The organism is Polaromonas sp. P4_H1, from assembly GCF_056400945.1.
Window position 1 is genome coordinate 288,915 of record NZ_JBFUKG010000003.1, and the last position, 25,506, is coordinate 314,420.

25 protein-coding genes are annotated in these 25,506 nt (G+C 62.2%); 18 read left to right on the forward strand and 7 right to left on the reverse strand.

Annotated features, from left to right (window positions below):
• Positions 1-25 precede the first annotated feature (25 nt).
• The 4 genes from AC1DS5_RS06820 to AC1DS5_RS06835 all read left to right on the forward strand — a co-directional run bounded on the left by AC1DS5_RS06820 (position 26) and on the right by AC1DS5_RS06835 (position 4,029).
• Positions 26-1,153 (forward strand): porin, encoded by a 1,128-nt coding sequence (locus AC1DS5_RS06820; RefSeq protein WP_477717488.1) that lies wholly within the window; start codon positions 26-28, stop codon positions 1,151-1,153.
• Positions 1,154-1,171: 18 nt separating this feature from the next.
• The gene (locus AC1DS5_RS06825; RefSeq protein ID WP_477717489.1) at positions 1,172-2,989 is read left to right on the forward strand and encodes an acyl-CoA dehydrogenase family protein; all 1,818 of its coding nucleotides are present in this window, start codon (positions 1,172-1,174) and stop codon (positions 2,987-2,989) included.
• Between the two features lie 37 nt (positions 2,990-3,026).
• Positions 3,027-3,482 carry a MarR family winged helix-turn-helix transcriptional regulator gene (locus AC1DS5_RS06830; protein WP_477717490.1) on the forward strand — a complete coding sequence of 152 codons (456 nt, stop codon included), beginning with the start codon at positions 3,027-3,029 and terminating at the stop codon, positions 3,480-3,482.
• 223 nt (positions 3,483-3,705) lie between these two features.
• Positions 3,706-4,029 carry a winged helix-turn-helix transcriptional regulator gene (locus AC1DS5_RS06835; RefSeq protein ID WP_477717491.1) on the forward strand — a complete coding sequence of 108 codons (324 nt, stop codon included), beginning with the start codon at positions 3,706-3,708 and terminating at the stop codon, positions 4,027-4,029.
• 111 nt (positions 4,030-4,140) lie between these two features.
• Here the strand turns inward: AC1DS5_RS06835 and AC1DS5_RS06840 are convergent, their stop codons facing one another.
• Positions 4,141-5,328, reverse strand: coding sequence for a hypothetical protein (locus AC1DS5_RS06840; protein ID WP_477717492.1), 1,188 nt, complete (start codon positions 5,326-5,328; stop codon positions 4,141-4,143).
• Positions 5,329-5,393: 65 nt separating this feature from the next.
• A complete protein-coding gene (locus tag AC1DS5_RS06845) occupies positions 5,394-6,425 on the reverse strand; it encodes a Bug family tripartite tricarboxylate transporter substrate binding protein (RefSeq protein WP_477717493.1) in 1,032 nt (343 codons plus the stop codon).
• A 221-nt stretch (positions 6,426-6,646) separates the two neighbouring features.
• Here AC1DS5_RS06845 and AC1DS5_RS06850 point away from each other — a divergent pair, with 221 nt between their 5' ends.
• From AC1DS5_RS06850 to AC1DS5_RS06905, 12 genes are all read left to right on the forward strand, one after another.
• Positions 6,647-7,348, forward strand: a complete 702-nt coding sequence (locus AC1DS5_RS06850) for a GntR family transcriptional regulator (RefSeq protein ID WP_477717494.1) — start codon at positions 6,647-6,649, stop codon at positions 7,346-7,348.
• 284 nt (positions 7,349-7,632) lie between these two features.
• Positions 7,633-8,193: a nucleotide exchange factor GrpE gene (grpE, locus tag AC1DS5_RS06855; protein WP_477717495.1), complete on the forward strand. Its 561-nt coding sequence runs from the start codon at positions 7,633-7,635 to the stop codon at positions 8,191-8,193.
• 133 nt (positions 8,194-8,326) lie between these two features.
• On the forward strand, positions 8,327-10,270 hold the full coding sequence (dnaK, locus tag AC1DS5_RS06860) for a molecular chaperone DnaK (protein ID WP_477717496.1): 1,944 nt from the start codon (positions 8,327-8,329) through the stop codon (positions 10,268-10,270).
• Positions 10,271-10,528: 258 nt separating this feature from the next.
• Complete coding sequence (gene dnaJ / locus AC1DS5_RS06865) at positions 10,529-11,668, forward strand: molecular chaperone DnaJ (protein ID WP_477717497.1); 1,140 nt, start codon at positions 10,529-10,531, stop codon at positions 11,666-11,668.
• Positions 11,669-11,892: 224 nt separating this feature from the next.
• On the forward strand, positions 11,893-13,113 hold the full coding sequence (locus AC1DS5_RS06870) for a glycerophosphodiester phosphodiesterase (RefSeq protein ID WP_477717498.1): 1,221 nt from the start codon (positions 11,893-11,895) through the stop codon (positions 13,111-13,113).
• Between the two features lie 561 nt (positions 13,114-13,674).
• Positions 13,675-14,784, forward strand: a complete 1,110-nt coding sequence (locus AC1DS5_RS06875; protein ID WP_477717499.1) for an S-(hydroxymethyl)glutathione dehydrogenase/class III alcohol dehydrogenase — start codon at positions 13,675-13,677, stop codon at positions 14,782-14,784.
• On the forward strand, positions 14,777-15,103 hold the full coding sequence (locus AC1DS5_RS06880; RefSeq protein ID WP_477717500.1) for an alpha/beta fold hydrolase: 327 nt from the start codon (positions 14,777-14,779) through the stop codon (positions 15,101-15,103). Before AC1DS5_RS06875 ends, AC1DS5_RS06880 begins: the two co-directional genes overlap by 8 nt.
• Before the next feature lie 18 nt (positions 15,104-15,121).
• Positions 15,122-15,697 (forward strand): alpha/beta hydrolase, encoded by a 576-nt coding sequence (locus tag AC1DS5_RS06885; RefSeq protein WP_477717501.1) that lies wholly within the window; start codon positions 15,122-15,124, stop codon positions 15,695-15,697.
• Positions 15,694-16,560: an S-formylglutathione hydrolase gene (fghA, locus tag AC1DS5_RS06890; protein WP_477717502.1), complete on the forward strand. Its 867-nt coding sequence runs from the start codon at positions 15,694-15,696 to the stop codon at positions 16,558-16,560. The genes AC1DS5_RS06885 and fghA overlap by 4 nt, the downstream gene beginning before the upstream one ends.
• 185 nt (positions 16,561-16,745) lie before the next feature.
• Entirely contained in the window at positions 16,746-18,440 is a 1,695-nt protein-coding gene (locus tag AC1DS5_RS06895; RefSeq protein ID WP_477717503.1) for a phosphoethanolamine transferase, read from the forward strand.
• Positions 18,441-18,553: 113 nt separating this feature from the next.
• Positions 18,554-19,354 carry a transporter substrate-binding domain-containing protein gene (locus AC1DS5_RS06900; protein WP_477717504.1) on the forward strand — a complete coding sequence of 267 codons (801 nt, stop codon included), beginning with the start codon at positions 18,554-18,556 and terminating at the stop codon, positions 19,352-19,354.
• A gap of 115 nt (positions 19,355-19,469) precedes the next feature.
• Entirely contained in the window at positions 19,470-20,138 is a 669-nt protein-coding gene (locus AC1DS5_RS06905) for an amino acid ABC transporter permease (protein WP_477717505.1), read from the forward strand.
• Here the strand turns inward: AC1DS5_RS06905 and AC1DS5_RS06910 are convergent.
• The 3 genes from AC1DS5_RS06910 to AC1DS5_RS06920 all read right to left on the reverse strand — a co-directional run bounded on the left by AC1DS5_RS06910 (position 20,135) and on the right by AC1DS5_RS06920 (position 22,396).
• Positions 20,135-20,665, reverse strand: a complete 531-nt coding sequence (locus AC1DS5_RS06910; RefSeq protein ID WP_477717506.1) for a L,D-transpeptidase family protein — start codon at positions 20,663-20,665, stop codon at positions 20,135-20,137. The two genes, AC1DS5_RS06905 and AC1DS5_RS06910, sit on opposite strands and share 4 nt — an antisense overlap.
• A 59-nt stretch (positions 20,666-20,724) precedes the next feature.
• On the reverse strand, positions 20,725-21,165 hold the full coding sequence (locus tag AC1DS5_RS06915) for a GNAT family N-acetyltransferase (RefSeq protein ID WP_477717507.1): 441 nt from the start codon (positions 21,163-21,165) through the stop codon (positions 20,725-20,727).
• A gap of 121 nt (positions 21,166-21,286) precedes the next feature.
• The gene (locus AC1DS5_RS06920; protein WP_477717508.1) at positions 21,287-22,396 is read right to left on the reverse strand and encodes a PA0069 family radical SAM protein; all 1,110 of its coding nucleotides are present in this window, start codon (positions 22,394-22,396) and stop codon (positions 21,287-21,289) included.
• Between the two features lie 170 nt (positions 22,397-22,566).
• Between AC1DS5_RS06920 and AC1DS5_RS06925 the strand changes: the two genes are divergently transcribed.
• Positions 22,567-22,833: a hypothetical protein gene (locus tag AC1DS5_RS06925; protein ID WP_477717509.1), complete on the forward strand. Its 267-nt coding sequence runs from the start codon at positions 22,567-22,569 to the stop codon at positions 22,831-22,833.
• 71 nt (positions 22,834-22,904) lie between these two features.
• On the forward strand, positions 22,905-23,252 hold the full coding sequence (locus AC1DS5_RS06930) for a DOPA 4,5-dioxygenase family protein (RefSeq protein ID WP_477717510.1): 348 nt from the start codon (positions 22,905-22,907) through the stop codon (positions 23,250-23,252).
• A gap of 143 nt (positions 23,253-23,395) precedes the next feature.
• On the opposite strand, the gene AC1DS5_RS06935 is transcribed toward AC1DS5_RS06930, so the two are convergent.
• Both AC1DS5_RS06935 and AC1DS5_RS06940 read right to left on the reverse strand, forming a co-directional pair.
• On the reverse strand, positions 23,396-24,481 hold the full coding sequence (locus tag AC1DS5_RS06935; protein ID WP_477717511.1) for an acyltransferase family protein: 1,086 nt from the start codon (positions 24,479-24,481) through the stop codon (positions 23,396-23,398).
• 36 nt (positions 24,482-24,517) lie between these two features.
• Positions 24,518-25,471, reverse strand: coding sequence for an NAD(P)H-dependent flavin oxidoreductase (locus tag AC1DS5_RS06940; RefSeq protein WP_477717512.1), 954 nt, complete (start codon positions 25,469-25,471; stop codon positions 24,518-24,520).
• Between the last annotated feature and the right edge of the window lie 35 nt (positions 25,472-25,506).

Genomic DNA, 25,506 nt, shown 5'->3' on the forward strand with positions numbered 1-25,506 from the left:
CCACCACAACCACCACGAGACAAGCATGAAAATTTCCTCCCTCATCACCCTGACCGGACTGGCCGGACTGGCCACCGCAGGTGCCGTTCAAGCGCAAAGCGTCAGCCTTTACGGCATCATCGATGCTGGCGTCGAGTCTGTCAGCAACGTCGCGCCGGCCGGCGGCCGCATCACGCGCATGCCCTCCAATACCGGCATCCTTCCTTCCCGGGTGGGCATGCGTGGCACGGAAGATCTTGGCGGCGGCTTGAGCGCCATCTACACGCTTGAAATGGGTTTTGCCCCGGACACAGGCGCTTCGGGCCAAGGTGGCCGCCTGTTCGGACGCCAGTCGACGGTGGGACTCAGTGGTGATTGGGGCGCGGTCACGCTGGGCCGTCAATGGACCATGCTGTTCTGGTCCCTGCTGGATTCGGATATTGTGGGGCCCAGCATCTATGGACTCGGCTCTCTGGACAGCTACATCCCCAATTCACGCATCGACAATTCGATTGCGTACAAAGGCAAATTCAGCGACTTCACCGTAGGCGCTACCTACAGCCTGGGCCGTGACACCGTCAATGCAGGTCCATCGCCTGCTGGAACCAATTGCGCAGGCGAAAGCGGGGCTGATTCCAAGGCATGCCGCGAGTGGTCGGCCATGGTGAAATACGACACCACGACCTGGGGTGCAGCATTGGCTTATGACGAACTGAACGGCCGCACGCCTGCCAGCGCTACGGATGTGGTGCTGCCTGCCGGCCTGACCAGCAGTTCCAAATCCGACTCCCGGCTGATGGTGAACGGATACGTGAACCTGGCCAGCGTCAAAGTCGGCGGTGGTGTCATTCGCCGCAACAACGACGGCAGCGCGACGCGACCCAAAAGCGACCTTTGGTACGTCGCAGCCTCTTACCCGGTCTCTCCGGCCTGGACGATTGACGGAACTCTCGCCAAGCTGAACTACAAGAATGTCGACAACTTTGACTCCACCCTGCTGGCGGTGCGATCGCTGTACAAGTTATCGAAACGTACGACCTTGTACGCTCAAATCGGCACGATTCGCAACGATAGCCTGACCAACGTTTCTGTAAGTGGCGGTGCACCGGGCAGCAACCCCGCTTTGGGTGGATCGCAGACCGGGACGATGGTGGGCATCAACCACAGGTTCTAAGCGTAGAGACCTTTGCGCATGAACTACCAGCCCCATCTGCACGATATCTGCTTCATTCTTCACGATGTGCTCAAAGCCCCTGCACAGCTGCAGGCGCTTGAGCCCCATGCGGACTGCGATATCGAGCTGATGCGGCAGGTGCTGGACGAGGCGGGGAAATTCGTCACGCAAGAGGTCGCGCCGCTGCAAGGTGTCGGTGATGCCATCGGCTGCAAGTTTGTGGATGGCACAGTCATCGCACCGCCCGGGTTCAAGGACGCTTACCAGGCTTTCTGGCAAGCGGGTTGGCCCGCGCTGGCGTGCGCGCCCGAAGATGGCGGCCAGGGCCTGCCCGCCCTGCTCGAAGCCGTGCTCTATGAAATGCTCAGCGCCGCCAACCACGGCTGGACCATGGCGCCGGGCCTGCTGCATGGCGCCTACGAGTGCCTGAAGCACCACGGCAGCGACGACCTGAAGGCGCGTTACCTGACCAAAATCGCCACCGGCGAATGGCTGGCGACCATGTGCCTGACGGAACCCCACGCGGGCAGCGACCTCGGCCTGCTGCGCACCAAGGCCCTGCCGCAGCCCGATGGCAGTTTCCTGCTCAGTGGCACCAAAATCTTCATCTCCGGCGGTGAGCATGATCTGACCGACAACATCGTGCACCTGGTGCTGGCGCGCCTGCATGGACCTGGCATTGAAGCGCCACCCGGCCCGAAAGGCCTGTCGCTGTTCCTGGTGCCGAAGTTCATGCCCGATGGCACGCGCAGCCCGGTGCATTGCGAACGCATCGAGGAAAAGATGGGCTTGCACGGCAGCCCCACCTGCGTCATGCGCTTTGACGACGCAAAGGGCTGGATCGTCGGCGAGCCCGGCCGCGGCCTGAACGCCATGTTCGTGATGATGAACGCGGCACGGCTGCATGTGGCGCTGCAGGGCATCGGCCTGCTCGACGCCGCGTGGCAGAAGGCCGGCGCCTACGCCCGTGAGCGCCGCCAGATGCGCGTACCCGGGCGCGGCAATTCGGCGTTGAGCGTCGCCGGGCCGCCCCAAGGCGCTCAGGCCCCCTCGGGGGGCAGCGCAGCACGCGAAGCGGCAAGCGTGGGGGCGCCAATGACTGCTGATTTGATTGCCGGGCATCCCGCCATCCGCCGCATCCTGGACACCCAGCGCGCGTGGATCGACGGCGGCCGCGTGCTGGCCTACAAGACCGGCATCGAACTCGACATCGCCAGGCACCATCCCGATGCCGCGCGCCAGGGCAGTGCCCAGCGCTGGTGCAGCCTGGTCACGCCGGTGCTCAAAGCCGCACTCACCAGCCAGGCATTCCACGGCGCCAGCGAATGCCTGCAGGTATTCGGCGGCCATGGCTACGTGAAGGAATGGGGCATCGAGCAGATCGTGCGCGACTCGCGCGTGACCATGATCTACGAAGGCACGAACGAGGTCCAGGCCATTGACCTGCTGGTACGCAAAGTGTTGCCGGATGGCGGCGCGGCCCTGTCGGCGCTGCTACAGGAGCTGGGTGACGAACTGGATGCCGGTAACGCCGCGCACGCCGAGCTGTTGGGCCGCTTCGCTGGGCTGCGCCTGCTCGCTGCTGAACTGGCGCAGGCCGCTCCCGGCAGCCCCGAACTGCCCTACTGGGTTGCGGATGACTACCTGCGCGCGCTCACACTGGCACTGCTGGGCTGGGCCTGGGACCAGATCGAATCAACCGTGACGCCTCCGGCCTCCGGCGACGATGCCGGGCGCTGGACGGCGCCCGCAACTGCCCTGCGCCGCTGGGTGCTCCCGGAATTCGACATGCGCATGCGTATCATCAGGGACAGGCTGGACACCACGCAAATCTGAAACTGGACCGGCCGGAACCTTCTTCACCTTCAAGCTCATGCCCGAAAAATCTCCCGCCCCCGCCGTCGAAAAGGTCAAGACCACCTACCTGGAAGGCCTGATCGGTTACAACGCACGGCGCGCGGCGCTGGTCATCATCGACGCATTCCTGAAACAAATGGCCGTCTATGGGTTGCGACCCGTGGACTTTTCGGTCCTTTCCCTCATTCATCACAACCCCGGCATCACGTCACGCCAGCTTTGCGCGACGCTCAACATCCAGCCGCCCAATCTGGTGGGCATGATCAAGTCGCTGGAAAACCGCTCACTGCTGACCCGCCAGCCCCATCCCAATGACGGCCGGGCAGTGGGCCTGCACCTGACCGCCAGCGGACAGGCGCTGATGCATGACGCGGAACGCACGGCGCAGGCGCTGGAGTCCGACGCCGCCGCCCGCCTGACGGCGGCAGAGCGCAAAACCCTGCTCCGCCTGCTGCAGAAAATCTATCTGTGATGCCTGGAAGCCGGGCGCCTGGCATGCCGTGCCAGAAAACACAAACGCAAGCGCATTCGCCGCAACTTTTCAAGTCTTTTCGGCTGCAAGGCTAAACTGTACGGGCATAGGTAGCTATAAAACTAGTAGCAGCGCAGAAATTGCGTTATATTTGGCGCAAGCTTTTTGCTTGCCAGGCTGCCGCAGCCTGACCGTGACCCGATTGTGACCAGAGGAGATAACAATGAGCGCCAAAGAAAATGCAGCTGTCAGCCAGTTGCTTGAACTGCTGGAAGCACGCTATGCACTGCGCGTGTTGTGGGCCCTGAAAGACGGCCACCCCCAGACGTTCCGCCTTCTGCAAGACAGCATTGGCAGCATCACCCCCAACACCCTCAACACCCGGATCAAGGAATTGCGCGCCGCCGGCCTGCTCGGCCACGGCAGCGATGGCTACACGGTGACCACGCTGGGCGCCGACCTGCTCAAGCGCCTGAACGACCTGCAGGCGTTCGCCGGCAAGTGGGTCGTCAACCAGACCAAAGTCAGCATCGTCAAGAAAAAATAGCAGACCATAACAGCCCTTGCGCGCGGCGCGTCCAGGGCGGCTCCACGAGCCTTGACGAGGCAGGCCGTGCGCCTTCCCCTGTCTTGACCTCGTAATTCAGACCGCGGTTTCTCAGACAGCGGTTTCCAGCAGCTCGACCGGATTGCCAAATTTTTCAGCCGCCGCCCTGACGGCCGGGTCGCGCAGTCCACATAAAAAACCGCCGTCGATCAGCGGCTCGTCCCCCACTGTCACCGTGCTGTCCAGCGCGACCAGATCCATGTGAACGGGCGGCTCTTCCCACTGAGGCATGGTGCGCAATATGTAGTCGCTTGGGCGGGCCAGATCAATGCCAAAGTGAAGCGCTCCCGGCGCGTTGGAGCCGGCGGGGTAAATCGTGTGGCGCGGCGCCTTCGGATTGAAACCGCAACCCAGCTCGATCAACCGGCCGCCCACCAGCATTTCGCGCAGGATGCCGGCTTCGCGGCATTCGCCCGTGACTTCCACGATGGTGTCACTTTCAAACCGGCAGCCTATGCGTCCCTCGAACGGTTTTTCAAATCCAACCGCCCACTGGGGGTAAAACGTGCCCGACATTGCGACAGGCGCCTGTGCGTCGTTACGATGCGCCGTGCGGTCCCACAGGTTGGGGCCATGGGTGGGCAGGTAATGCACATAGCAACCCGGCTCGTCGGCAAACATTTTGCCGCGCCAGCGGTTGTGGGCGAGCAGCAACTCGCGCATCTCGGGCGTGTATTGAATGGAAAAATCGCTGCCCCGCACATCTGAAAACTTTACCGTGAAATCCTGGCCGGCCGGATAACGCCTGGCTGTGGCGCGAATGATTTCGCCGATCAACTCCGCCGGAAAACGCGCCTGCGGTGTATGCAGCAGATCGAGATCGCGGAAATACGTGATCTTGACCCAGCGCTGGCCCGCCGCGCGCCGGGCAATAAAAAACGGATCGAAAATCGAACAGAACCAGGTCGACACCACAAAGTCGGCCTCGGCCACCAGCACCTTGACCGACTCGGGCACCTCGGTCACCTGACTGGTGGTTTCCATGTACTGCCGTACCGTCGCGCCACGCGCGCGCGCCAGGCCCATGACAGCATCGGCCACCCGCGTGTCGAGCAGTGGGTCGGTCAGCAACAGCACTTTGTCGCCCTGCCTGAAGGCAAAGGTGCGTTGAAAATTCTCCAGCGCGGCAAAATAATTTTTTGTCTGCGTGATGACGGGATTCAGGGGCTGCGGCAATCCAGCCAACAGGTCGCCCGCAGCGCGGCCGGAAGATGCGATTTCGGAGTAGGCAGGTTTCATGGCAATCAGGTCTGAACGGAATACAGGGAATCAATCAAGGAATCAATCAATCAAGGAATAAAGGCTCAGTCAAGCGCAGCGCCCGAACGTCTGACGGCATCGCCCCAGAGCATCCGGCTGCTGGCCATGTGCCGGGCCAGCTCTTCGGGTGTGCCGGGCGCCACTTCGGCCCCGCGCGACTGCAGCTGGTTGCGCAGTTCAGGGTCGGCCAGCGCTTTATGAATAGCCAGATTCAGGCGATCAACCACAGGCCGCGGCGTACCGGCCGGTACAAAGATCGCGTCCCAGGCGCTGACGTCCAGGCCCGGGAGACCCGACTCGGCCAGGGTGGGTAGATCGGGCCAGCCGGCAACGCGCGTGCCAGTGGTCACGGCCAGGGGCTTGACGCGCCCGCTTTTGGCCTGTGGCGCCGCATTGGGCATCACCTCAATCATCAGGTCCACCTGTCCACCGATCAGGTCGGTCATGGCCTGCGCACCGCCGCGGTAGGGAATATGGACGACAGCCAGTCCCGCACGGGATTTGTAGATTTCACCCGCGAGGTGTGAGGTGGTGCCATTGCCCGCGGAACCAAACGTGTATTTTCCGGGGTGGGCTTTGAGCAGCCGGGTGAGTTCGGCCATCGAGTTGACCTGCAGCGTGGGCCTGACCACCACCATGGCGGCAATGCGCGTGAGCTGGCTCACCGGTTCAAAATCGCGCACCGGATCAAACCCTGGCGACTTGTAGATGGCATGGTTGATGGCATGCGTACCGTTGGTGCCATACAGCAGGGTATAGCCATCAGCAGGGGCTTTCGCGGCGGTGACGCTGCCTACATTACCGCCCGCACCCCCCAGGTTTTCCACCACGATGGGCTGGCCAAGTTCTTTGGCGGCGCGCAGCATGACCAGGCGCGCCAGCGTGTCGCCACCACCACCGGCAGGAAACGGAACAATCAGCCTGATGGGCTTGTTGGGATAAGCGGCGACCGGCTGGCCCTGCACGGCAGGCACGAGCGTGGCCAGCGCCACACCACAGACCCAGGCCAGGCGGGTGATGGATTGGGTGATGGATTTGATTGGGAGTTGCAGCTGCTTGAAGTGGGGCGGGGTCATGGCGTCTTCCGAAAGGACTGGTAATCACTGGGCTGGGCCCAGGTGGGCACAAACTATTCTTAGTTACCTTATATTTTTGCATGCAATATCTGTGTTTTTATCCGGTTAAACCCTTATTTTCCGATTTATTGCATGCAATAATGCCTTCTTTCTTTTTCTTATCGGTATGGCGACTTCCGACCCACACACCACACCACACCACACTTTATGAAGGCCCGCCGATGTCATCCCAGATCGACTACACCACCCGTGAACTGAGGCGAAAAATCCTCAGTGGCGAGGTAGCCCCCGGGAATCGCATGGTTGAGCTGGAGCTGTCGGCGCAACTGGCGGTGTCGCGCACCCCGATCCGCATCGCGCTCGGCGAACTGGAAAAGGAAGGCTTGCTCGAGCGCCTGCCCACCCGCGGCTTTCGGGTTCGCCAGTTCACGGTAGACGAAATCGCCAACGCCGTCGATGTGCGTGGCGTGCTCGAAGGAATGGCCGCCAGAACGGTGGCCGAGCGCGGCCTGAAGGCCAGCGTCCGTGACGAATTGCAGGCCTGCGTGGACGAAGGCCGGCTGCTGCTGCAACACGCCCAAGCCGCCGGCCATGTCATTGATGCGGCCCGCTGGGTGCCCATGAATGCGCGGTTTCACAATGCATTGGTACAGGCCGCCGGCAACAGCACCCTCACCTCTGCGCTGGCCCATGTGAGCAAGACACCCATGGCCGGCGCCGGCGCCCTGAGCCTCAACGGCATGCTGCCGCTGCTTGAATTCGGGTTCATCGCGCGGGCGCAAAGCGACCATGAAGACGTACTGGCTGCGCTGCTCGCGGGTGAAGGCGGACGTGCCGAAGCCCTGATGCGCGAGCATGCCCACCGCAGCCGCGACAACAAGCGCGAACTGATCATGCGAATGCAAAACCCTTCACCCGGCTGAGCCCTGTGGGCAGCGACCCATTTTTCAGGCGTGAAGGGGCTTTGTTCGCATGGCGCGCACACGTCCAAACCGGGCACAAACCGGAACTTTTCCGCTGCCGCCCGCCTGGCAATTACAATTCCCGGCAGCCCCGCTGAAGCAGCGGATCAAGGATGGGCCACCCGGAACGGGGCCGCGCCCGCCACATCGCCAAAATTTCGGCCCTAAAACCGAATCCCTTGTCTTGAAAAGGGCTTTGTAACCCCCAGCTAACCCGCTTGTTAGCTTAAACCTTGTCTTCGAGCATGTCTGAAAATACCCAACCCGAGCAAAATCAACCACTTACCGGAGCTCCGAGTCCCGAAGAGCTGGAAGCCGCCCAAGCCGCCAACGAGTTTGATGCACTGACCCAAGCCCAGGCTGAACTGGCCACCCTGCAGGCCAAAAACACCGACCTGGCCGACAGCTACCTGCGCGCCAAGGCCGAGACGGAAAATGCCCGCCGCCGCGCTGAAGACGAAATTGCCAAGGCGCGCAAATTCGCCCTCGAAAGCTTTGCGGAAAGCCTGCTTCCCGTCATCGACAGCCTGGAGGCCGGCCTGGCGCACAAGGACGCCACGCCCGAACAGATCCACGAGGGTGCAAACGCCACGCTCAAGCAGCTCAAAACCGCCCTCGAGCGCAACAAGGTCGTGGAAATCAACCCCACCAGCGGCAGCCGGTTCGACCCTCACCAGCACCAGGCGATCAGCATGGTGCCGGCCGAGCAGGAAGCCAACACCGTGGTCAGCGTGCTGCAAAAAGGCTACCTGATTTCGGACCGCGTGCTGCGACCCGCCCTGGTCACCGTAACCGCGCCGAAATAAACGCATAAATCAGGCTGAAGCACTTGAACTCGCACAAGTTATCCACAAGTCATCAACATAGTCGTTCACACGGCTGAGCCATCAGCCACACCACTATCCAATCGTCAACGAATCAAAAAAGCAGGAGTAAATCATGGGAAGAATCATCGGCATCGACCTGGGCACCACCAACAGCTGCGTGTCCATCATGGAAGGCAACACGCCCCGCGTGATTGAAAACTCGGAGGGCGCGCGCACGACCCCGTCCATCGTCGCCTACCAGGAAGATGGCGAGGTGCTGGTGGGTGCGTCGGCCAAGCGCCAGGCGGTCACCAATGCCAAGAACACCTTGTACGCGATCAAGCGCCTGATCGGCCGCAAGTTTACCGAGAAGGAAGTCCAGAAGGACATCAACCTCATGCCCTACAAGATCGCGGCTGCCGACAACGGCGATGCCTGGGTCGAAGTGCGCGGCAAGCAGATCTCGGCCCAGCAGGTCAGCGCCGACATTCTGCGCAAAATGAAAAAGACCGCCGAAGATTACCTCGGCGAGCCCGTCACCGAAGCCGTGATCACGGTGCCGGCCTATTTCAACGACGCGCAGCGCCAGGCCACCAAAGACGCCGGTCGCATTGCCGGCCTGGAAGTCAAGCGCATCATCAACGAGCCCACCGCTGCAGCCCTGGCCTTCGGACTGGACAAGCAGGAAAAGGGCGACCGCAAGATTGCCGTGTATGACCTGGGCGGCGGTACCTTCGACATCTCCATCATCGAAATTGCCGACGTTGACGGTGAAAAACAGTTTGAAGTGCTGTCCACCAATGGCGACACCTTCCTGGGCGGTGAAGACTTCGACCAGCGCATCATCGACCACATCATTGCCGAGTTCAAAAAAGAGCAAGGCGTGGACCTGAGCAAGGACGTGCTGGCCCTGCAGCGCCTGAAGGAGGCTGCCGAGAAAGCCAAAATCGAGCTGTCCAACAGCGCGCAGACCGACATCAACCTGCCCTACATCACCGCCGATGCCTCAGGCCCCAAACACCTGAACATCAAGCTGTCCCGCGCCAAGCTGGAAGCCCTGGTGGAAGAGCTGCTCGAGCGCACCCTTGCGCCCTGCCGTACCGCCATCAAGGATGCGGGCGTGTCGATTTCCGACATCCACGACGTGATTCTGGTCGGCGGCCAGACGCGAATGCCCAAGGTGCAGGAAATGGTCAAGGCGTTGTTTGGCAAGGAGCCGCGCAAGGACGTGAACCCCGACGAAGCCGTGGCCGTGGGTGCCGCGATTCAAGGCCAGGTGCTGTCGGGCGACCGCACCGACGTGTTGCTGCTCGACGTTACCCCGCTCTCCCTCGGTATCGAAACCATGGGCGGCGTGATGACCAAGATGATCAAGAAAAACACGACCATCCCGACGAAGTTTGCACAGACTTTCTCGACGGCTGAAGACAACCAGCCTGCCGTGACCATCAAGGTGTTCCAGGGCGAACGTGAAATCGCCTCGGGCAACAAGGCCTTGGGCGAATTCAACCTCGAAGGCATTCCGCCGGCAGCGCGCGGCACGCCGCAAATTGAAGTGTCCTTCGACATCGACGCCAACGGCATCCTGCACGTCGGCGCCAAGGACAAGGGCACCGGCAAGGAAAACAAGATCACCATCAAGGCCAACTCCGGTTTGTCTGAAGCCGAGATCCAGCAGATGGTGAAGGATGCCGAACTGAACGCCGAAGAAGACAAGAAAAAAGTCGAGTTCGTGCAGGCCAAGAACAACGCCGAAGCCATGGTGCACAGCGTGCGCAAATCGCTGGGCGAGTATGGCGACAAGCTGGAAGCCGGCGAGAAGGAAAAAATCGAGGCCGCCATCAAGGACATGGAAGAAGCACTCAAGGGCGACGACAAGGCCGCCATTGAAGCGAAGAACACGGCCCTGATGGAAGCCAGCCAGAAGCTGGGCGAAAAAATGTACGCCGACATGCAGTCATCCCAGGCAGCTGGCGCTGAGGCAGCGGCAGGCGGGGCAGGTGCCGAGCAGGCCCATGCCAAACCGGCCGACGACAACGTGGTGGACGCCGAAGTCAAGGAAGTCAAAAAGGGCTGAGAAGAAACAAGACCTGACGACAGGCGGCCCTGAATTGGCGCGATAACTGCATGCTGCAAGGCGGAAACCAGGAGCAATCCCGGATTTCCGCTTTTGCGTTTTCGGCCCATTCATGCAGCGTCAACCGATTCCGGCTTCTGTCTCGTTTGCCTCGTCCGCTGCGTTTGTGCACCGTTGTTTTGTGCCCTGTTGTTTTGTGCACTGTTGTGATTGACAGCCCAAGAACCCTGTTAACGAAGATTTCCTGACCCACCTGCCATGGCCAAAAAAGATTATTACGACACGCTGGGCGTCCCCAAGAACGCCAGTGACGACGACATCAAGAAAGCGTATCGCAAGCTCGCGATGAAGCACCATCCTGACCGCAACCAGGGTGACACCAAGATTTCCGAAGAAAAATTCAAGGAAGCCAAAGAGGCCTACGAGGTACTTTCCGACGAAAACAAACGCATGGCCTACGACCAGTACGGCCATGCGGGTGTGGACCCCAATATGCGGGGCGGCGGCCCTGGTGCTGAAGGTTTTGGTGGCTTTGCCGAGGCGTTCGGCGACATCTTCGGCGATGTGTTCGGTGGCCAGCGCGGCGGGCATCAACGCGGCGGCCGCCAGGTGTACCGTGGCGGCGACCTGAGCTACGCGATGGAAATCACACTGGAAGAAGCAGCGCATGGCAAGGAAGCCCAGATCCGCATTCCCAGCTGGGACGACTGCAACACCTGCCACGGTTCGGGCGCCAAGCCCGGCACCAAAGTGGTGACCTGCACGACCTGTCATGGCCATGGCGTGGTGCAGATGCGCCAGGGATTTTTCAGCGTGCAGCAGACCTGCCCGCAATGCAAGGGCACGGGTAAATTGATTCCCGAACCCTGCGTGGCCTGCCACGGCGTTGGCAAGACCAAGAACAACAAAACGCTGGAAGTCAAAATCCCGGCGGGCATCGATGACGGCATGCGCATCCGTTCCACCGGCAACGGCGAACCGGGCACCAATGGCGGCCCGCCCGGTGACCTGTATATTGAAATCCGGATCAAGAAGCACGAGATTTTTGAGCGCGACGGTGACGACCTGCACTGCGCGGTGCCGATCAGCTTCACCACCGCGGCATTGGGCGGAGAGATCGAAGTGCCCACATTGGCTGGCAAGGCCGCGATTGACATTCCGGAAGGCACCCAGGCCGCCAAGCAGTTCCGGCTGCGCGGCAAGGGCATCAAAGGGGTGCGCTCCAGCTATCCCGGGGACCTGTACTGCCACATCACGGTAGAGACGCCGGTGAAGCTCACAGAGCACCAGCGCAAGCTGCTGAAGGAACTCGACGAATCGCTGAAAAAAGGCGGCGCCAGGCATTCGCCCAGCGAAGAGGGCTGGGCCGACAAGCTGAAGAATTTCTTCAGCGCCTGATCCATCGCCCATCGCCGGCGCGACCCGGGCGTCGGCTGCAGCGCTGACTTCAGCCGCCCCCGCCCTACCCCATCCACATGCCGGACTTGTTCCGGCATTTTTCATGGGGTCTCCTGCGAATGCGTATCCGCGTATCTGCATGTGTATCTGCAACGCCTTGTGACTGTCACACCGCTGTCGTCATACCGCGCCTACGATCGCCTTTTTAACCAGGGAAGGACGTCATGGCGATATCGACCAAAATTCACACACGGCAATACATCGGCTGGCTCACACTGGCAGGCGCCAGCGTCATGCTGGGCGCCTGCAGCATGCCGGGCACACACCCCAGCGCCGGCCCGCCCACACTCGATGGCAGGGCGCCTCTGGTGATTGCCCACCGCGGCGCGTCGGGCTATGTACCGGAAGAAACGCTGGAAGCCTACGTGCGCGCCATTGAACTCGGCGCCGATGTGATCGAGATGGACCTGGTCTCGACCAAAGACGGCGTACTGATCACCCGCCATGACCCCAACCTGGCCATCAGCACCGACGTGGCCAAGCACCCCGAATTTGCCTCACGCAAAAAGACTATCCAGGTGGACGGCGAGACGCAGACCGGCTGGTTCAGCAACGACTTCACGCTGGCCGAAATCCGGACGCTGGGCGCCATCTCGACCGATGCCGAGCGCCCCCAGCAGTTCAACGGCCAGTACAAGGTGCCGACCTTCCAGGACGTGGTGGATCTGGCCAAAGCCCAATCCATCAAGACCGGCCGCACGATTGCGGTCTATCCGGAAACCAAAAATCCGACCTATTTCCGCGAACTGGGCCTGCCGCTGGAAGACAAGCTGATCGCCATCATCAACACCGCAGGCTGGAACAGCAAGACGGCCCCCATCTTCGTGCAGTCGTTTGAACCGGGCAGCCTGAAGTACATGAAGAGCAAGGGCCTGAACACGCGCCTGATCCAGCTCATCGACGGCGATGGCGTTGACATGAAGACCGGCACCGTCACCTTTGCCGTACCGAGCGACCGCCCTTATGACTGGACCAAGGCGGGCGACAAGCGCTTTTTTGACGCCATGGTCACGCCTGCGGGCCTGGCCGAGATCAAGACCTATGCCGACGGCATCGGCCCCTGGAAGCGTTTCATCATCGGCATCAAGGGCACGATGGGCGCGAACGGCAAGGCAATGGACATCAATGGCGACGGCAAGGTCAACGATGCCGATGCCAGCTCAACCCAGGCCACCAGCCTCATTGCAGACGCCCACAAGGCCGGCCTGTTTGTCCATCCCTTCACCTTCCGCAACGAGTCGCGCCGCCTGGCTGCCGACTACAAGGGTGATGGCGCCAACGAGTACCTGGCCTATTACCAGCTCGGCGTGGACGGCGTGTTCACCGACTTCACCGACACCGCCATCGCCGCGCGTACGCAATACCTGAAAGAAGCCGGCCGGTAAGAACCTGCTTACGATCTAAACGGGGCCGCGCAAGCACCTTCTCGGGATGGGATGCAAGGCGCGGTGCGCCGCCCATAGCTTGGGCTATGGGTAAGCGCCGCAACGCCGCAGACCGCCCGAGAAGGCGCTTGCCCTTCGGGTTGGGGTGACGCAAACGCGGTCGCGTTTGCATCCCCATGGGGGCAGCCGCACGACGCACAGCCGGCCGGCTGTGCGGTCGGGCGATTGAGCCACCCAGACCCTTGCATGGGCATTAGCCCCATGCGGCGGTCCCGGGCGGCCCACTCATCCCGATTGCATCCCAACGCGGCCTCGTTTAGATCGTAAACAGGTTCTCAGGCCCGCCCCGACCGGCAAGCCTTTTTGCTTGCCGGCCCTCTCATCGATGGCCGCCTGCGCTCCCTTTCCGGGAGCCAGGCGGCATTTCTTTTTTGAGGGCCGGCGCCGCCCCGGGTTTTCTCAAAATGAAACACCTTTCAGGCCCCGGGCCGGGGGACTGGCTTATAGTGCCTTACGCACTGCAACGCCCCTCCGCCCACCCCCAACGCAAGCCCCATCACCATGAAAACCAAAGCCGCCGTTGCCTGGAAATCAGGCCAGCCCCTCACCATTGAAACCGTCGACCTCCAAGGCCCGAAGTTCGGCGAGGTGCTGGTCGAGATCAAGGCCACCGGCATTTGCCACACCGATTACTACACGCTGTCGGGTGCCGACCCGGAGGGCATCTTCCCGGCCATCCTGGGCCACGAAGGCGCGGGCATCGTGGTGGATGTCGGCCCGGGCGTGACCACGCTCAAGAAGGGCGACCACGTCATTCCGCTGTACACGCCGGAATGCCGCCAGTGCAAGTTCTGCCTCTCGCGCAAAACCAATCTGTGCCAGCTGATCCGCGGCACCCAGGGCAAGGGCCTGATGCCCGACGCCACCAGCCGCTTCAGCCTGGACGGCCAGCCCATCTTCCACTACATGGGTACTTCCACCTTCAGCAACTACACCGTCGCCCCCGAGATCTCGCTGGCCAAAATCCGCGAGGATGCACCGTTTGACAAGGTCTGCTACATCGGCTGCGGCGTGACCACCGGCATAGGCGCGGTGATCTTCACGGCCAAGGTGGAAGCCGGCGCCAACGTGGTGGTGTTCGGCCTAGGCGGCATCGGCCTGAATGTGATCCAGGGCGCGAAGATGGTGGGCGCCGACAAGATCATTGGTGTGGACCTGAACCCGGCGCGGGAAGCCATGGCCCGCAAGTTCGGCATGACCCACTTCCTGAACCCGAAAGACCATGAAAATATTGTCGATGCCATCGTGCAACTGACCGACGGCGGTGCCGACTACAGCTTTGAATGCATTGGCAACACGAAAGTCATGCGGCAGGCGCTGGAGTGCACCCACAAGGGCTGGGGCCGCAGCATCATCATCGGCGTGGCCGAGGCCGGTGCGGAAATCAGCACGCGCCCCTTCCAGCTGGTCACCGGCCGCAAGTGGGAGGGCTCGGCCTTCGGCGGCGCGCGTGGCCGCACCGACGTGCCGAAGATCGTCGACTGGTACATGGAGGGCAAGATCAACATCGACGACCTGATCACCCACACCATGCCGCTGGAAGACATCAACAAGGGTTTCGACCTGATGAAGCGCGGCGAGTCGATCCGGGGAGTGGTGCTCTATGAATGAAAACGCTCTGGGCAGCCTGCGCCGCGTGCAGGCCGGCGTACTCAATGTCGCCTTCCATGAAAGCGGGCCGTCCGACGGGCCACCGGTGCTGCTGCTGCACGGCTTTCCCTACGACGTGCAGTCCTACGTCGAGGTGGCGCCGCAGCTCGCGGCCGAGGGCTGCCGCGTCGTCGTGCCCTACCTGCGCGGCTTCGGCCCGACCCAGTTCGCCGATGCAAACACGCCGCGCTCGGGCGAGCAGGCCGCGATCGGTGCCGACGTGCGGGACTTGCTCGATGCGCTGGTCATCCCGCGCGCGGTGCTCGCAGGCTACGACTGAGGCGGAACCGCAGCTTGCGTGGCCGCGGCACTGTGGCCCGAGCGCTGCGCCGGCCTGATCTCGGTCAACAGCTACAAGATCCAGAACATCGCCGCTGCGAAACAGCCCATTGCGCCGGAAAACGAGGCGCGGTACTGGTACCAGTACTACTTCCATGCCGAACGCGGCCGCGCCGGGCTGGCGCAGAACCGGCGCGCGCTGTGCAAGCTGCTGTGGCGCATGTGGTCGCCGATCTGGCCCTTCGACGACGCGACCTACGAGCGCAGCGCAGCCGCCTTCGACAACCCCGATTTCGTCGACATCGTGATCCACTCCTACCGCCATCGCCATGGGCTGGTGGCCGGCGATCCGGCGTACGCGGCTTTGCAAGCCCGCCTCGCTGAGCTGCCGGACATCAGCGTGCCGAGCATCACCTTCGACGGCACCGATGACGGCGTGATGCCGGTCGGCGGCACCGCCGACCTCGGCCACCATTTCATCGGCCGGCACGAGCATCGCGTCGCGCAGGGCGCCGGCCACAACCTGCCGCAGGAAAAACCGCAGGCCTTTGTCGATGCCGTGCGCGACCTCGTGCATGGCAACATCGGCCAATGACCGACAGCCTGAAGACCCTCTCCGAACACCGCTGCTTCGGCGGCACGCAAAGCTTTTACGAGCGCGCCTCGCGCGAGATCGGCCTGCCGATGCGCTTCTCGGTGTTCCTGCCGCGCGAGGCGCAACAGGGCCCGGTGCCGGCCCTGATATACCTCGCGGGCCTGACCTGCAACGAGGAGACCTTCATGGTCAAGGCCGGCGCGCAGCGCATGGCGGCCGAGCTGGGCCTGGCGTTGATCGCGCCCGACACCAGCCCGCGCGGCGCCAACGTACCGGGCGAAACTGCTAATTGGGACCTGGGTGTCGGGGCCGGCTTTTACCTGGATGCCACGCAGGCGCCGTGGGCCACCCATTACCGCATGGAGAGCTATCTCACGGCAGAATTGCTGCCGCTGCTGACCAGCGCCCTGCCGCTGGACGCGGACCGCATCGGTATCTTCGGCCATTCCATGGGCGGCCACGGCGCCCTGACGCTGGCACTCAGGCACCGCGATCTTTTCAGGTCGGTGTCGGCTTTCGCCCCCATCTGCGCTCCCAGCCAGTGCCCGTGGGGACGCAAGGCCTTCACGGCTTACCTCGGTGCCGATGAGTCCGGCTGGGCCCGGCACGATGCGACGGCGCTCATGGGCAGCCTGCGTACCGCCCCTACCGCCCCTTACCCCGGCGGCATCCTGATTGACCAGGGCCTGGCCGACAAATTCCTGGCCGAGCAGTTGCACCCGCAGCTGTTTGAAGCCGCCTGTACATCTGCGGGACAGCCGCTGACCCTGCGCCGGCACCCGGGCTACGACCACGGTTATTACTTCATTGCCTCCTTCATGGCCGACCACCTGAAACACCATGCCGGCCAGCTACTGCCTTGACCCTGACCGGCCCCAAGCATTTCTTGGGTACTTTCCAGGCACCTTCCGGGCATCTTCGGCTCCTTCCGACGTCTCTGAGCCTCTCTTAAGCGTCTCTTAAGTCGCCCAAAATACACTGCGGCGCTATGCCGCTGCTCTCCCTCCCCTCGGGCTCTGCGTCTGCGTTCAGTCCGGTGTCCAGGTCAATGCCTGCAAACGCCGCCCCCTCGCGCGCGGGTATCCGGCCGCTGTGGATGGTCATCCTGTCCAGCCTCTGGATCGCCACCGTTTGCAACATCGCACTGTGGCGTGAGCTCGCGCGCTTGCCCGACCTGAGCAGGGGCGAGGTTCTCACCATCAGCCTGGCGCTGGCGCTGGTGATCGCGCTGTCGACAGCCGCATTGCTCAGCCTGCTGGCCTGGCGCTGGACCCTGAAGCCGGCCATCACGCTCTTTCTGGTGTCTGCCGCCCTGGGCGCCTACTTCATGCTGGCCTATGGCGTGGTCATCGACAAGACCATGATGGTCAACCTGCTGCAAACCGATGTGCGCGAAACACGCGACCTGCTGAACTGGCACCTGCCGGCGACTGTGCTGGCACTGGCGGGTTTGCCCGGCTATTTCCTGTGGCGGCAAAAAATCCGGACGCAAAGCCCCGCGCGTCAGCTGCTGTCCAACGCCATGACCCTGGTCACCGCATGCGCCGTGCTGGTGCTCGTTGTGATGCTCTTCTTCCAGAGCATCGCTTCGGTCATGCGCAACTACACGCATGTGCGCTACCTGATCAATCCACTCAATTCCTTTTACGCACTGGGAAGGGTTGCAGCCCAGCCCTTCCAGCGCAATGAATCCATCGTCTTGCCCCTGGGCGAGGACGCAAGGCTCGCTGCCAGCGACACGGCCACCACCAAACCGCCGCTGTTGCTGCTGGTGCTGGGTGAAACCGCACGCAGCGGCAATTTCGCGATCAATGGCTATCGGCGCGCCACCACACCGGAGCTGGCCCGGGAAAACATTGCCAGCCAGCGCAACGCCTGGTCCTGCGGCACCAGCACAGCGGCTTCGGTGCCCTGCATGTTTTCCAACTTCGGGCGCGAAGCTTACGACTCACGGCCGGCCAATTACGAAGGCCTGCTCGACGTCCTGCAGCATGCCGGCTTGGCCGTGCTCTGGATTGACAACCAGTCGGGCTGCAAGGGGGTATGCGACAGGGTCGCCAGCGTGGACACCGCCAACCTGAAAGTGCCCAGCCTGTGCGACGGCGGGGAATGCTTTGATGAGGTGATGCTGCAAAACATTGATGAACGCATCGCTACCCTGCCCGCAGAACGCAGGGCCAGGGGTGTGGTTGTGGTGATGCACCAGATCGGCGGCCACGGCCCGGCTTACTACCAGCGTTCACCACCGGCCTTCAAAAAATTCTTGCCCGAATGCATTAACAACGCCCTGCAAAGCTGCGGACGCGATGAACTGATGAATGCCTATGACAACAGCGTTGTCTACGCCGACCATCTGCTTGGGTCCGCCATTCGGTGGCTCAAAACGCAGGAGGCGCACAACTCGCCCGCCATGCTGTATGTGGCCGACCACGGCGAGTCCCTGGGCGAAAACAACCTCTACCTGCACGGCATGCCCTACGGGATGGCGCCCGACGTGCAAAAGCGCGTGCCCTGGATCACCTGGCTGTCACCGGAATTCGAACAGCGCAGCAGTATCACCACAGCCTGCCTCAAGCAGCAGCTCGATGCGCCGGTGAGCCATGACAATTACTTTCACTCGGTGCTGGGCCTGATGAAGGTGCAGACCAGCGTCTACCAGCCCGCGCTCGATATCTATGCCGGCTGCGCCAACCGTGGTCCCGGCAGTGTGCACGCGCAGACGTTGCGCACTAACTCGTCCTGATTCGTCCTGACGAATCATCCTGGCGCGGCATAGGGTTTTTAGGCCAGCAGCAGCCGCTTGTTGCGCATTTATTTAATATTCATTTTCATCTCAACTAAAAATACATTATTCAAATGAAGAATATGAATATCCGCAAAGCGCTCGCCTCCACACTTCTTGTCACCTTGGCCCTGGGCGCCAGCATTGCCAGCGCCGCCGATTTGCTGGACACCGTGAAGCAGCGCGGCACGCTGAAAGTGGCGCTGGAAGGCACTTACCCGCCTTTCAACTACAAGGAAAACGACAAGCTCGCCGGTTTTGAAGTGGAGCTTGCCAATGCGCTGGCGCAAAAGCTCGGCGTCAAAGCCGAATTCACCACCAGCGAGTGGAGCGCCATCCTCGCAGGCTTGCAGGCCGGCAAATACGATGTGGTCATCAACCAGGTCGGGATCACCGACAAGCGCAAGGAAACCTTTGATTTCTCCGAGCCCTACACCATTTCCAGCCCGCAGCTGATCATCCGCAAGGACGAAAAGCGCGTCTTCAAGACGCTGGCTGACCTCAAGGGCAAAAAGCTCGGCTTGGGCCAGGGCACCAACTTTGCCGACATGGCCAAGAAGGTTGGCGACATCGACATCAAAACCTATCCCGGCGCGCAGGAATACCTGCAGGACCTGGCCTTGGGCCGCATCGACGCGGCGCTGAACGACAGCCTGCTGATTCCCTATATCGTCAAGCAGACCAAGCTGCCCCTCAAGCCCGGTGCGCCCGTGGGCGAGCTGGAGAAATCTGGCATTCCTTTCGTCAAGAACAACCCCAAGTTCAAGACCGCCATCGACAAGGCGCTGGCTGATCTGCAGGCAGACGGCAGCTTCGCCAAAATTTCGAACAAATGGTTTGACCGTGACGTGAGCAAACCACCCGTGGCCAAGTAAGCCCCTGCAAGATCCCATCAGAACCCAGTAACATTCATTCAGCGTGCGCTCCGAGCGCACCCAATGTCTGAAGCACCCCGGCATGATGCCGGGGTTTTTATTTGCGGAGACTGCCATGGACTTGACTGCTGTGACCCAGCTGCTGGGGGACGCTTTACCACTGATGCTCAAGGGCGCGGCATGGACGCTGCTGCTGGCCGTGGCGTCGGTTTTTTTTGGTGCCGTCATCGGCACCTTTGTGGCCATCACACGGCTGGCGAAGATGCCCGGCCTGGCGCAGTTTGCCGCGCTGTATGTCAGCTGCATGCGCGGCACGCCGCTGCTGGTGCAGCTGTTTGTGATTTACTTCGGCCTGCCCAGCATTGGTATCCAGTTCGACCCGATCACGGCGGGCATCCTGGGGTTGAGCCTCAACGTCGGCGCTTACCTGTCGGAAACGATTCGTGGGGCGATCAATGGTGTGGAGCACGGGCAGTGGAATGCCGCCCGCAGCCTGGGCCTCACACAGGCGCAAACGCTGCGCTACGTCATCGGCCCGCAAGCCCTGCGGCTGGCCGTTCCCAGCCTGTCCAACAGCCTGATCAGCCTGATCAAGGACACCTCGCTGGTCTCGGTGATTGCCGTGGGCGAACTGATGCTGGCCACCAAGGAAGTCATTGCCACCACCTTCCAGCCCTTCCCGCTGTACCTGGCGGCGGCTGCGATTTACTGGGCCATGAGCGCATCGTTTGAAACGCTGCAGAAAAAGCTGGAAGTGCGGCTGAACCGCAGCTACCTGCGCTAGCGTGGCGCCGGGGTGCCGGGCGGATCGGCATCAGCAGCCGGCCCGGCCTGAATCCATACCTCGGTGCCGGGCTCCACGAGGTCGAACAGTTCCATGATGTCCGCGTTTCTCATGCGCACGCAACCGTGAGACAAGGGCTCGCCCATGGGCAGGCCGTCCGGGCATCCGTGGATGTAGATGTACCGGCGCATGGTGTCGACCGCGCCAAAGCGGTTCTTGCCCGGCTCGCGGCCGCAGAGCCAGAGAATGCGGGTCAGGATCCAGTCCCTGTCCGGATTCGCCTCGGCCAGCCCTGCTGAAAACATCTCCCCCGTGGGTCTGCGTGCGACAAAAACTGTCCCTGCCTCGCAGCCCGCGCCTATCTTTGCCCGAATGACGTGAGCGCCCCGCGGCGTGCAGGCGCTGCCTTCCAGTTCGCCGGGGCCGTTCCTGGCGGTCGATACCGGATACGCGCGCACAAGCACACCGCCACAGTAGAGGCGCAGCGCCTGGTCGTGAAGGCTGACAAGGATTCGAAGGCTTTCCACGTGTCGTGTCACATCACAACCTGCGCAAGCTTGTCGGGGTGCTGCCCGGCAATGCGCTTTCAGGTTTCATTGAGCAAACCGTCCTTGAGCGCCTGTTCCTGGTTCGCAAAAATGGCCATGGCCGTCGCCATGCGCTTGAACCCGAGCTTGCGGTAAAACGGCTCCTTGCCGGGCACCGCGTACAGGATGACCTTCTTGTGGCCTTTGGAAAGCCGCACCAGCGCCGCAACCATCTCTTTGCCCAAGCCGGAACCCTGCCGCTCCGGCGCTACCGCGATGTCGCAGATGTAAGAGCAGTCCTTGCCGTCCGCCACGGCGCGGCCGGCGGCAATCAGCGTGCCGGCGTCATACACAAAGCACTTGAACATGCTGTTGGAAAACACGACCTGAAGGTCGGCCGGTTTCTTCTCGCCCAGAGGCGCCACCCGGTAAAGGTTGGAGAGCGCTTCCCAGTCCTCCCCATGCATGCCTTCCGATGAATACTTCCACTCGAGCGCCAAGGTGAACTCCTTTTACTTTCAAACGGTGGCGTGCCCTGCAGGCCAGGTCGGCCAAACGCACGCTGCTTTTTCAGACACTTTTTGGACTATAGCCCGCGCACCGAATTGCCGGCGCGCCGCCTCAAAACAGGCTGCCCTGCCCCGCCGCCCCCGGCGGCCTGAACTGGCTCAAATCCAGTTCAATGCGCTGGCGGTTAAAGCCCAGCCGGCTGCAGGTTTTCTCAAAACGCTGGCGTATCAGGTCGGCCCACAGGCCCGCACCCTTCATGCGCGAAGCGAAATCGCTGTCATAGTCCTTGCCGCCGCGCATCTCGTGAATGCGCGCCATGATGCGTGAGGCACGCTGTGGGTAGTGCAGCTCCAGCCACTCCTTGAAGATAGGCGCGACCTCCCATGGGAGGCGAATGACGGTGTAGAACGCGGTGCGCGCGCCCGCTTGCCAGGCGGCCGTGAGCACCTGCTCCATGTCGTCATTGACAAAGGGAATCTGCGGCGCCACGCTCACGCCCACCGGCACGCCTTCGGCGGCGAGCCTCTCGATGGTGCGCAGCCGGCGGTGTGGCGCTGCGGCGCGCGGCTCCAGCTTGCGTGCCAGTTCGCCGTCCAGCGTGGTGATGGTCACATAGACGGCAGCCAGCCGATCGGCCGCCATGGGCACGATCAAATCGAGGTCTCGTTCGACACCGCTGGATTTGGTGACCAGTGAAAACGGATGGCGCGCCTCCTGCAGGACTTCGATCACGCCTCGTGTGAGCCGCAGTTCGCGCTCCACGGGCTGGTAGCAGTCTGTCGCCGAACCGATGTTGAGCAGTTTGGGCACGTAGCTGCGTTTGCCGAGGTCGGCTCGCAGCACCGCGGCAATGTTGCGCTTGGCGATGATCTTCGTCTCAAAGTCCAGGCCGGGCGAAAGGTTGAGGTAGCTGTGCGTGGGCCGCGCATAGCAATAGACGCAGCCATGCTCGCAGCCCCGGTAGGGGTTCAGGCCGTAGTCGAAGAAGATGTCGGGAGAATCGTTGTGCGAAATGGCGCTGCGGGCGTCTTCCATCATCACTTCCGTCTCAATACGCGGAACCTCGCCGATCACATCGCCGGTTGCATCGCCTGTTGCATCTTGCAAGGTGCCCCAGCCATCGTCGTAGGCATCGCGCGCATTTTTCTCGAACCGGTGTGCAATGCGCGTGGCGCTGCCCCGGCCCTTGATGGCATGGAGGGGGATTTTGACCTCGGTCATGGGACTCAAACGGCCTGGCTGGCCGTGTTTTTGGCGTCAATAAACAAGCACTTGGGCAGCTGGATAAATACTGTATTTATGTACAGTATATTGAATTCTCTGCCAGCCGGCAAGCGGCCTGCAGCCCGCCTGGAGCGGTTTCATAATGCTGATTTGTACCGGAGGTTCACATGGCTCATGTACTGGCAAAACTGCGCGGCGCCCGGCTGGCGGATGTGAAGGCGCAGCTCGACAAGGATGCAGCCAGCCATGCCGAGCAGGGCATGTACCTGGAGCACCTGTGGCAAAACGCCGAAGATCCCGCCGAGGTTTTGTTTCTTTTTCAGGTGACGGACCTCGACCACTGCCGGCAACTCGTGAAAACAACCCACGCGCAGGCCCGGCAGCAAGATCCGGCTGCGCACCTGCCCGAGATGACCTTTCTGGCGGGCCTGTAAACCCCGCGGTCGCGGCGGGGAAAGCGGATGACAGGACAATTGCCCATGCATTCACTTTTTGGCCACCAACCATGACCAAGCGCCCCGAAAACGTCCACGACCGCTACCACGCCCATGTTTATTTTGGCCCCGCCACCGTGGCGCAGGCCCGAGCGCTGTGCGAGCAGGCAGGTGAGCTGTTCGGGGTGGCCGTCGGCCGTGTGCATGAACGTGAGATTGGACCGCACCCGCACTGGAGCTGCCAGCTGGCATTTGACCGTGTCCAGTTTGAGCGCCTGATCCCGTGGCTGGAGCAACACCGCAACGGGCTTGATGTGTTCGTGCATGGCGTCACGGGCGATAACCTGGCCGATCACACGACCCATGCCTCATGGCTGGGCGAGCCCTCTGAATTGAAGCTGGACATGTTCAGGCGTTGAGCGGAGAGCCGGAAATGCAATTGCTATTGATTTGACAGCGCTGCGGCCGATGCGAAAGACTGCGGTTTTTTATACGCTGCTGGCCCTCACCCCAACCCTCTCCCAAAGGGCGAGGGAGCGAGAAAAAGCCTCAGATGCGGGAGTTATGGTGAAAGGGGTCGCGCCTTGACCGCGCCGCGTGCAGGTAGCTGGCGGGATTCAACGCTTCTGTACAGCACCGCGCCCGCCAGCAGAGACAGCAGGAAAGCGATAAACAAGCCCAGCGTGTTGGCGATCAACTGGGTCGGCCAGAAATAATTCACCACGGCATTGACCAGCAGGCACACCGGGAAGTGAATCAGAAACACCGAGTACGAGATCTGGCCAAGCTGCAACAGCCAGCGGGGCTCCCGCCATTGCCGGGAAACAGCGCTTGTTTGCAGCCACACCAGGCCCAGCGCCACCACCAGCGCCAGGGCAATACGGCCCCTGAAATCAAGCAGCAAAGCCGCCACGCCGAGCAGGACAATGGCCAACAGCCACTGCGCCTGTTGGGCCTTGCCTGCCACCCGCGACGCCCAGAAAGCCAGCATGCCCAGGGCGTAAGAGCCGAGAAAATACAGCGCTGTGACGTCCAGCCCGGCGTGGCGGTTGAAGAAGAACAGCGACGCCGCTCCCAGCAACAGCATCAGGCCCACGCCGAGGTGCGCAGGCGTCTGCGACCAGCGCTGCTGCAGCCTGCGTGCAAAAGCGAACACCAGCACGCTGCTGACGAACAGCTGAAAATCGATCGCCACGTACCAGACACCCGCCGACAGGGCCTCCTGGCCCAGCACATCCTGCAGCAGCAGCACGTGGGCGACCACCTGCAGCAAACTCGGCGCAGCAGGCACAGACGGGTGCGCAAACCACGGCCGCACCAACGCGGCCACCAGCACGCACACAGCCAGCGCCACCAGATAGGGCGGCACCAGCCGGCGGTATCGGCGAAGCATCAGCCGGCCCGGTTGCGAGAAAACCGCGCTGCCCTCGGGTGCCAGCGAACTGGCAGCCAGAAAGCCGCCCACCACCAGGAACACCTGCACCGCCATGCGGCCATAGTCGTAAAGCCAGCCTATCAGGCCCGGCACCGCCGTGTGAACCACGTCCGACATCGGCCCATAAAAAGCCAGGTGGTGCCAGACGATCAGTGCGCAGGCAATGCCCTTGAGGGTATCAATACCGTGCAGACGCTGGTCGGTTGAACGCATGAAGGCCGGGATGAACGCCAGCGAGCGTGACGGGGACTAGAGCGCCAGCCGAATGCGCGCTTCTTCGTACTCGCGCTTGAGCTGGGCGACGAAACCGGCGGCGCTCTGCACTTTGCTGACCGGTCCGATGCCCTGGCCGCAACCCCAGATGTCCTTCCAGGCCTTGGACTTGTCGCCGCCAAAGTTCATCTTGCTCGCATCGCTCTCGGGCAGGTTCTCGGGGTCCATGCCCGCGGCGCGAATCGACGGGGCCAGGTAGTTGCCGTGCACGCCGGTAAAAAGGTTGCTGTAAATGATGTCGTCAGAATTGCCTTCGACGATCGCCTGCTTGTAGGCGTCGGAGGCCCGGGCTTCTTCCGTGGCGATAAACGCCGAACCGATGTACGCAAAATCGGCGCCCATGGCGCGCGCGGCCAGCACTGCGCCACCGGTGGAGATGGAGCCCGACAGCGCCAACGGGCCGTCAAACCACTGCCGAATTTCCTGGATCAGGGCGAACGGGCTCTTGACGCCCGCATGGCCACCGGCGCCGGCCGCCACGGCGATCAGGCCATCCGCACCTTTTTCAATCGCCTTGCGCGCATGCTTGTTGTTGATGATGTCGTGCAGCACCACGCCGCCGTAGCTGTGGGCTGCGGCGTTGATGTCTTCGCGCGCGCCCAGGCTGGTGATGTAGATGGGCACCTTGTACTTCACGCACAGCGCCATGTCGTGCTCCAGCCGGTCGTTGGACTTGTGCACGATCTGGTTGATGGCAAACGGCGCGGCGGGCTTGTCGGGATTCGCCTTGTTGTACGCCGCCAGGGTCTCGGTGATCTCGGCCAGCCAGTCCTCGAGCTGCGCGGCAGGACGTGCATTGAGCGCGGGCATGGCGCCGACCACGCCGGCCTTGCATTGCTCGATCACCAGCTTGGGGTTGCTGATGATGAACAGCGGCGAACCGATGATGGGCAGCGGCAGATTGTTCAGCGGCGCGGGGAGTCTGGACATGGCGTCTTTCAACAGGTCAGTGAAGCAGAAATATT

Excerpts from the sequence above, each read along its gene's own strand:
- dnaK (WP_477717496.1), top strand. The coding sequence starts at position 8,327 with ATGGGAAGAATCATCGGCATCGACCTGGGCACCACCAACAGCTGCGTG.
- AC1DS5_RS06870 (WP_477717498.1), top strand. The coding sequence starts at position 11,893 with ATGGCGATATCGACCAAAATTCACACACGGCAATACATCGGCTGGCTC.
- AC1DS5_RS06920 (WP_477717508.1), bottom strand. The coding sequence starts at position 22,396 with ATGACCGAGGTCAAAATCCCCCTCCATGCCATCAAGGGCCGGGGCAGC.
- AC1DS5_RS06875 (WP_477717499.1), top strand. The coding sequence starts at position 13,675 with ATGAAAACCAAAGCCGCCGTTGCCTGGAAATCAGGCCAGCCCCTCACC.
- AC1DS5_RS06940 (WP_477717512.1), bottom strand. The coding sequence starts at position 25,471 with ATGTCCAGACTCCCCGCGCCGCTGAACAATCTGCCGCTGCCCATCATC.
- AC1DS5_RS06830 (WP_477717490.1), top strand. The coding sequence starts at position 3,027 with ATGCCCGAAAAATCTCCCGCCCCCGCCGTCGAAAAGGTCAAGACCACC.
- AC1DS5_RS06925 (WP_477717509.1), top strand. The coding sequence starts at position 22,567 with ATGGCTCATGTACTGGCAAAACTGCGCGGCGCCCGGCTGGCGGATGTG.
- AC1DS5_RS06845 (WP_477717493.1), bottom strand. The coding sequence starts at position 6,425 with ATGACCCCGCCCCACTTCAAGCAGCTGCAACTCCCAATCAAATCCATC.
- dnaJ (WP_477717497.1), top strand. The coding sequence starts at position 10,529 with ATGGCCAAAAAAGATTATTACGACACGCTGGGCGTCCCCAAGAACGCC.
- AC1DS5_RS06900 (WP_477717504.1), top strand. The coding sequence starts at position 18,554 with ATGAAGAATATGAATATCCGCAAAGCGCTCGCCTCCACACTTCTTGTC.
- AC1DS5_RS06850 (WP_477717494.1), top strand. The coding sequence starts at position 6,647 with ATGTCATCCCAGATCGACTACACCACCCGTGAACTGAGGCGAAAAATC.
- grpE (WP_477717495.1), top strand. The coding sequence starts at position 7,633 with ATGTCTGAAAATACCCAACCCGAGCAAAATCAACCACTTACCGGAGCT.
- AC1DS5_RS06895 (WP_477717503.1), top strand. The coding sequence starts at position 16,746 with ATGCCTGCAAACGCCGCCCCCTCGCGCGCGGGTATCCGGCCGCTGTGG.
- AC1DS5_RS06825 (WP_477717489.1), top strand. The coding sequence starts at position 1,172 with ATGAACTACCAGCCCCATCTGCACGATATCTGCTTCATTCTTCACGAT.
- fghA (WP_477717502.1), top strand. The coding sequence starts at position 15,694 with ATGACCGACAGCCTGAAGACCCTCTCCGAACACCGCTGCTTCGGCGGC.
- AC1DS5_RS06905 (WP_477717505.1), top strand. The coding sequence starts at position 19,470 with ATGGACTTGACTGCTGTGACCCAGCTGCTGGGGGACGCTTTACCACTG.
- AC1DS5_RS06935 (WP_477717511.1), bottom strand. The coding sequence starts at position 24,481 with ATGCGTTCAACCGACCAGCGTCTGCACGGTATTGATACCCTCAAGGGC.
- AC1DS5_RS06930 (WP_477717510.1), top strand. The coding sequence starts at position 22,905 with ATGACCAAGCGCCCCGAAAACGTCCACGACCGCTACCACGCCCATGTT.
- AC1DS5_RS06820 (WP_477717488.1), top strand. The coding sequence starts at position 26 with ATGAAAATTTCCTCCCTCATCACCCTGACCGGACTGGCCGGACTGGCC.
- AC1DS5_RS06840 (WP_477717492.1), bottom strand. The coding sequence starts at position 5,328 with ATGAAACCTGCCTACTCCGAAATCGCATCTTCCGGCCGCGCTGCGGGC.
- AC1DS5_RS06835 (WP_477717491.1), top strand. The coding sequence starts at position 3,706 with ATGAGCGCCAAAGAAAATGCAGCTGTCAGCCAGTTGCTTGAACTGCTG.
- AC1DS5_RS06880 (WP_477717500.1), top strand. The coding sequence starts at position 14,777 with ATGAATGAAAACGCTCTGGGCAGCCTGCGCCGCGTGCAGGCCGGCGTA.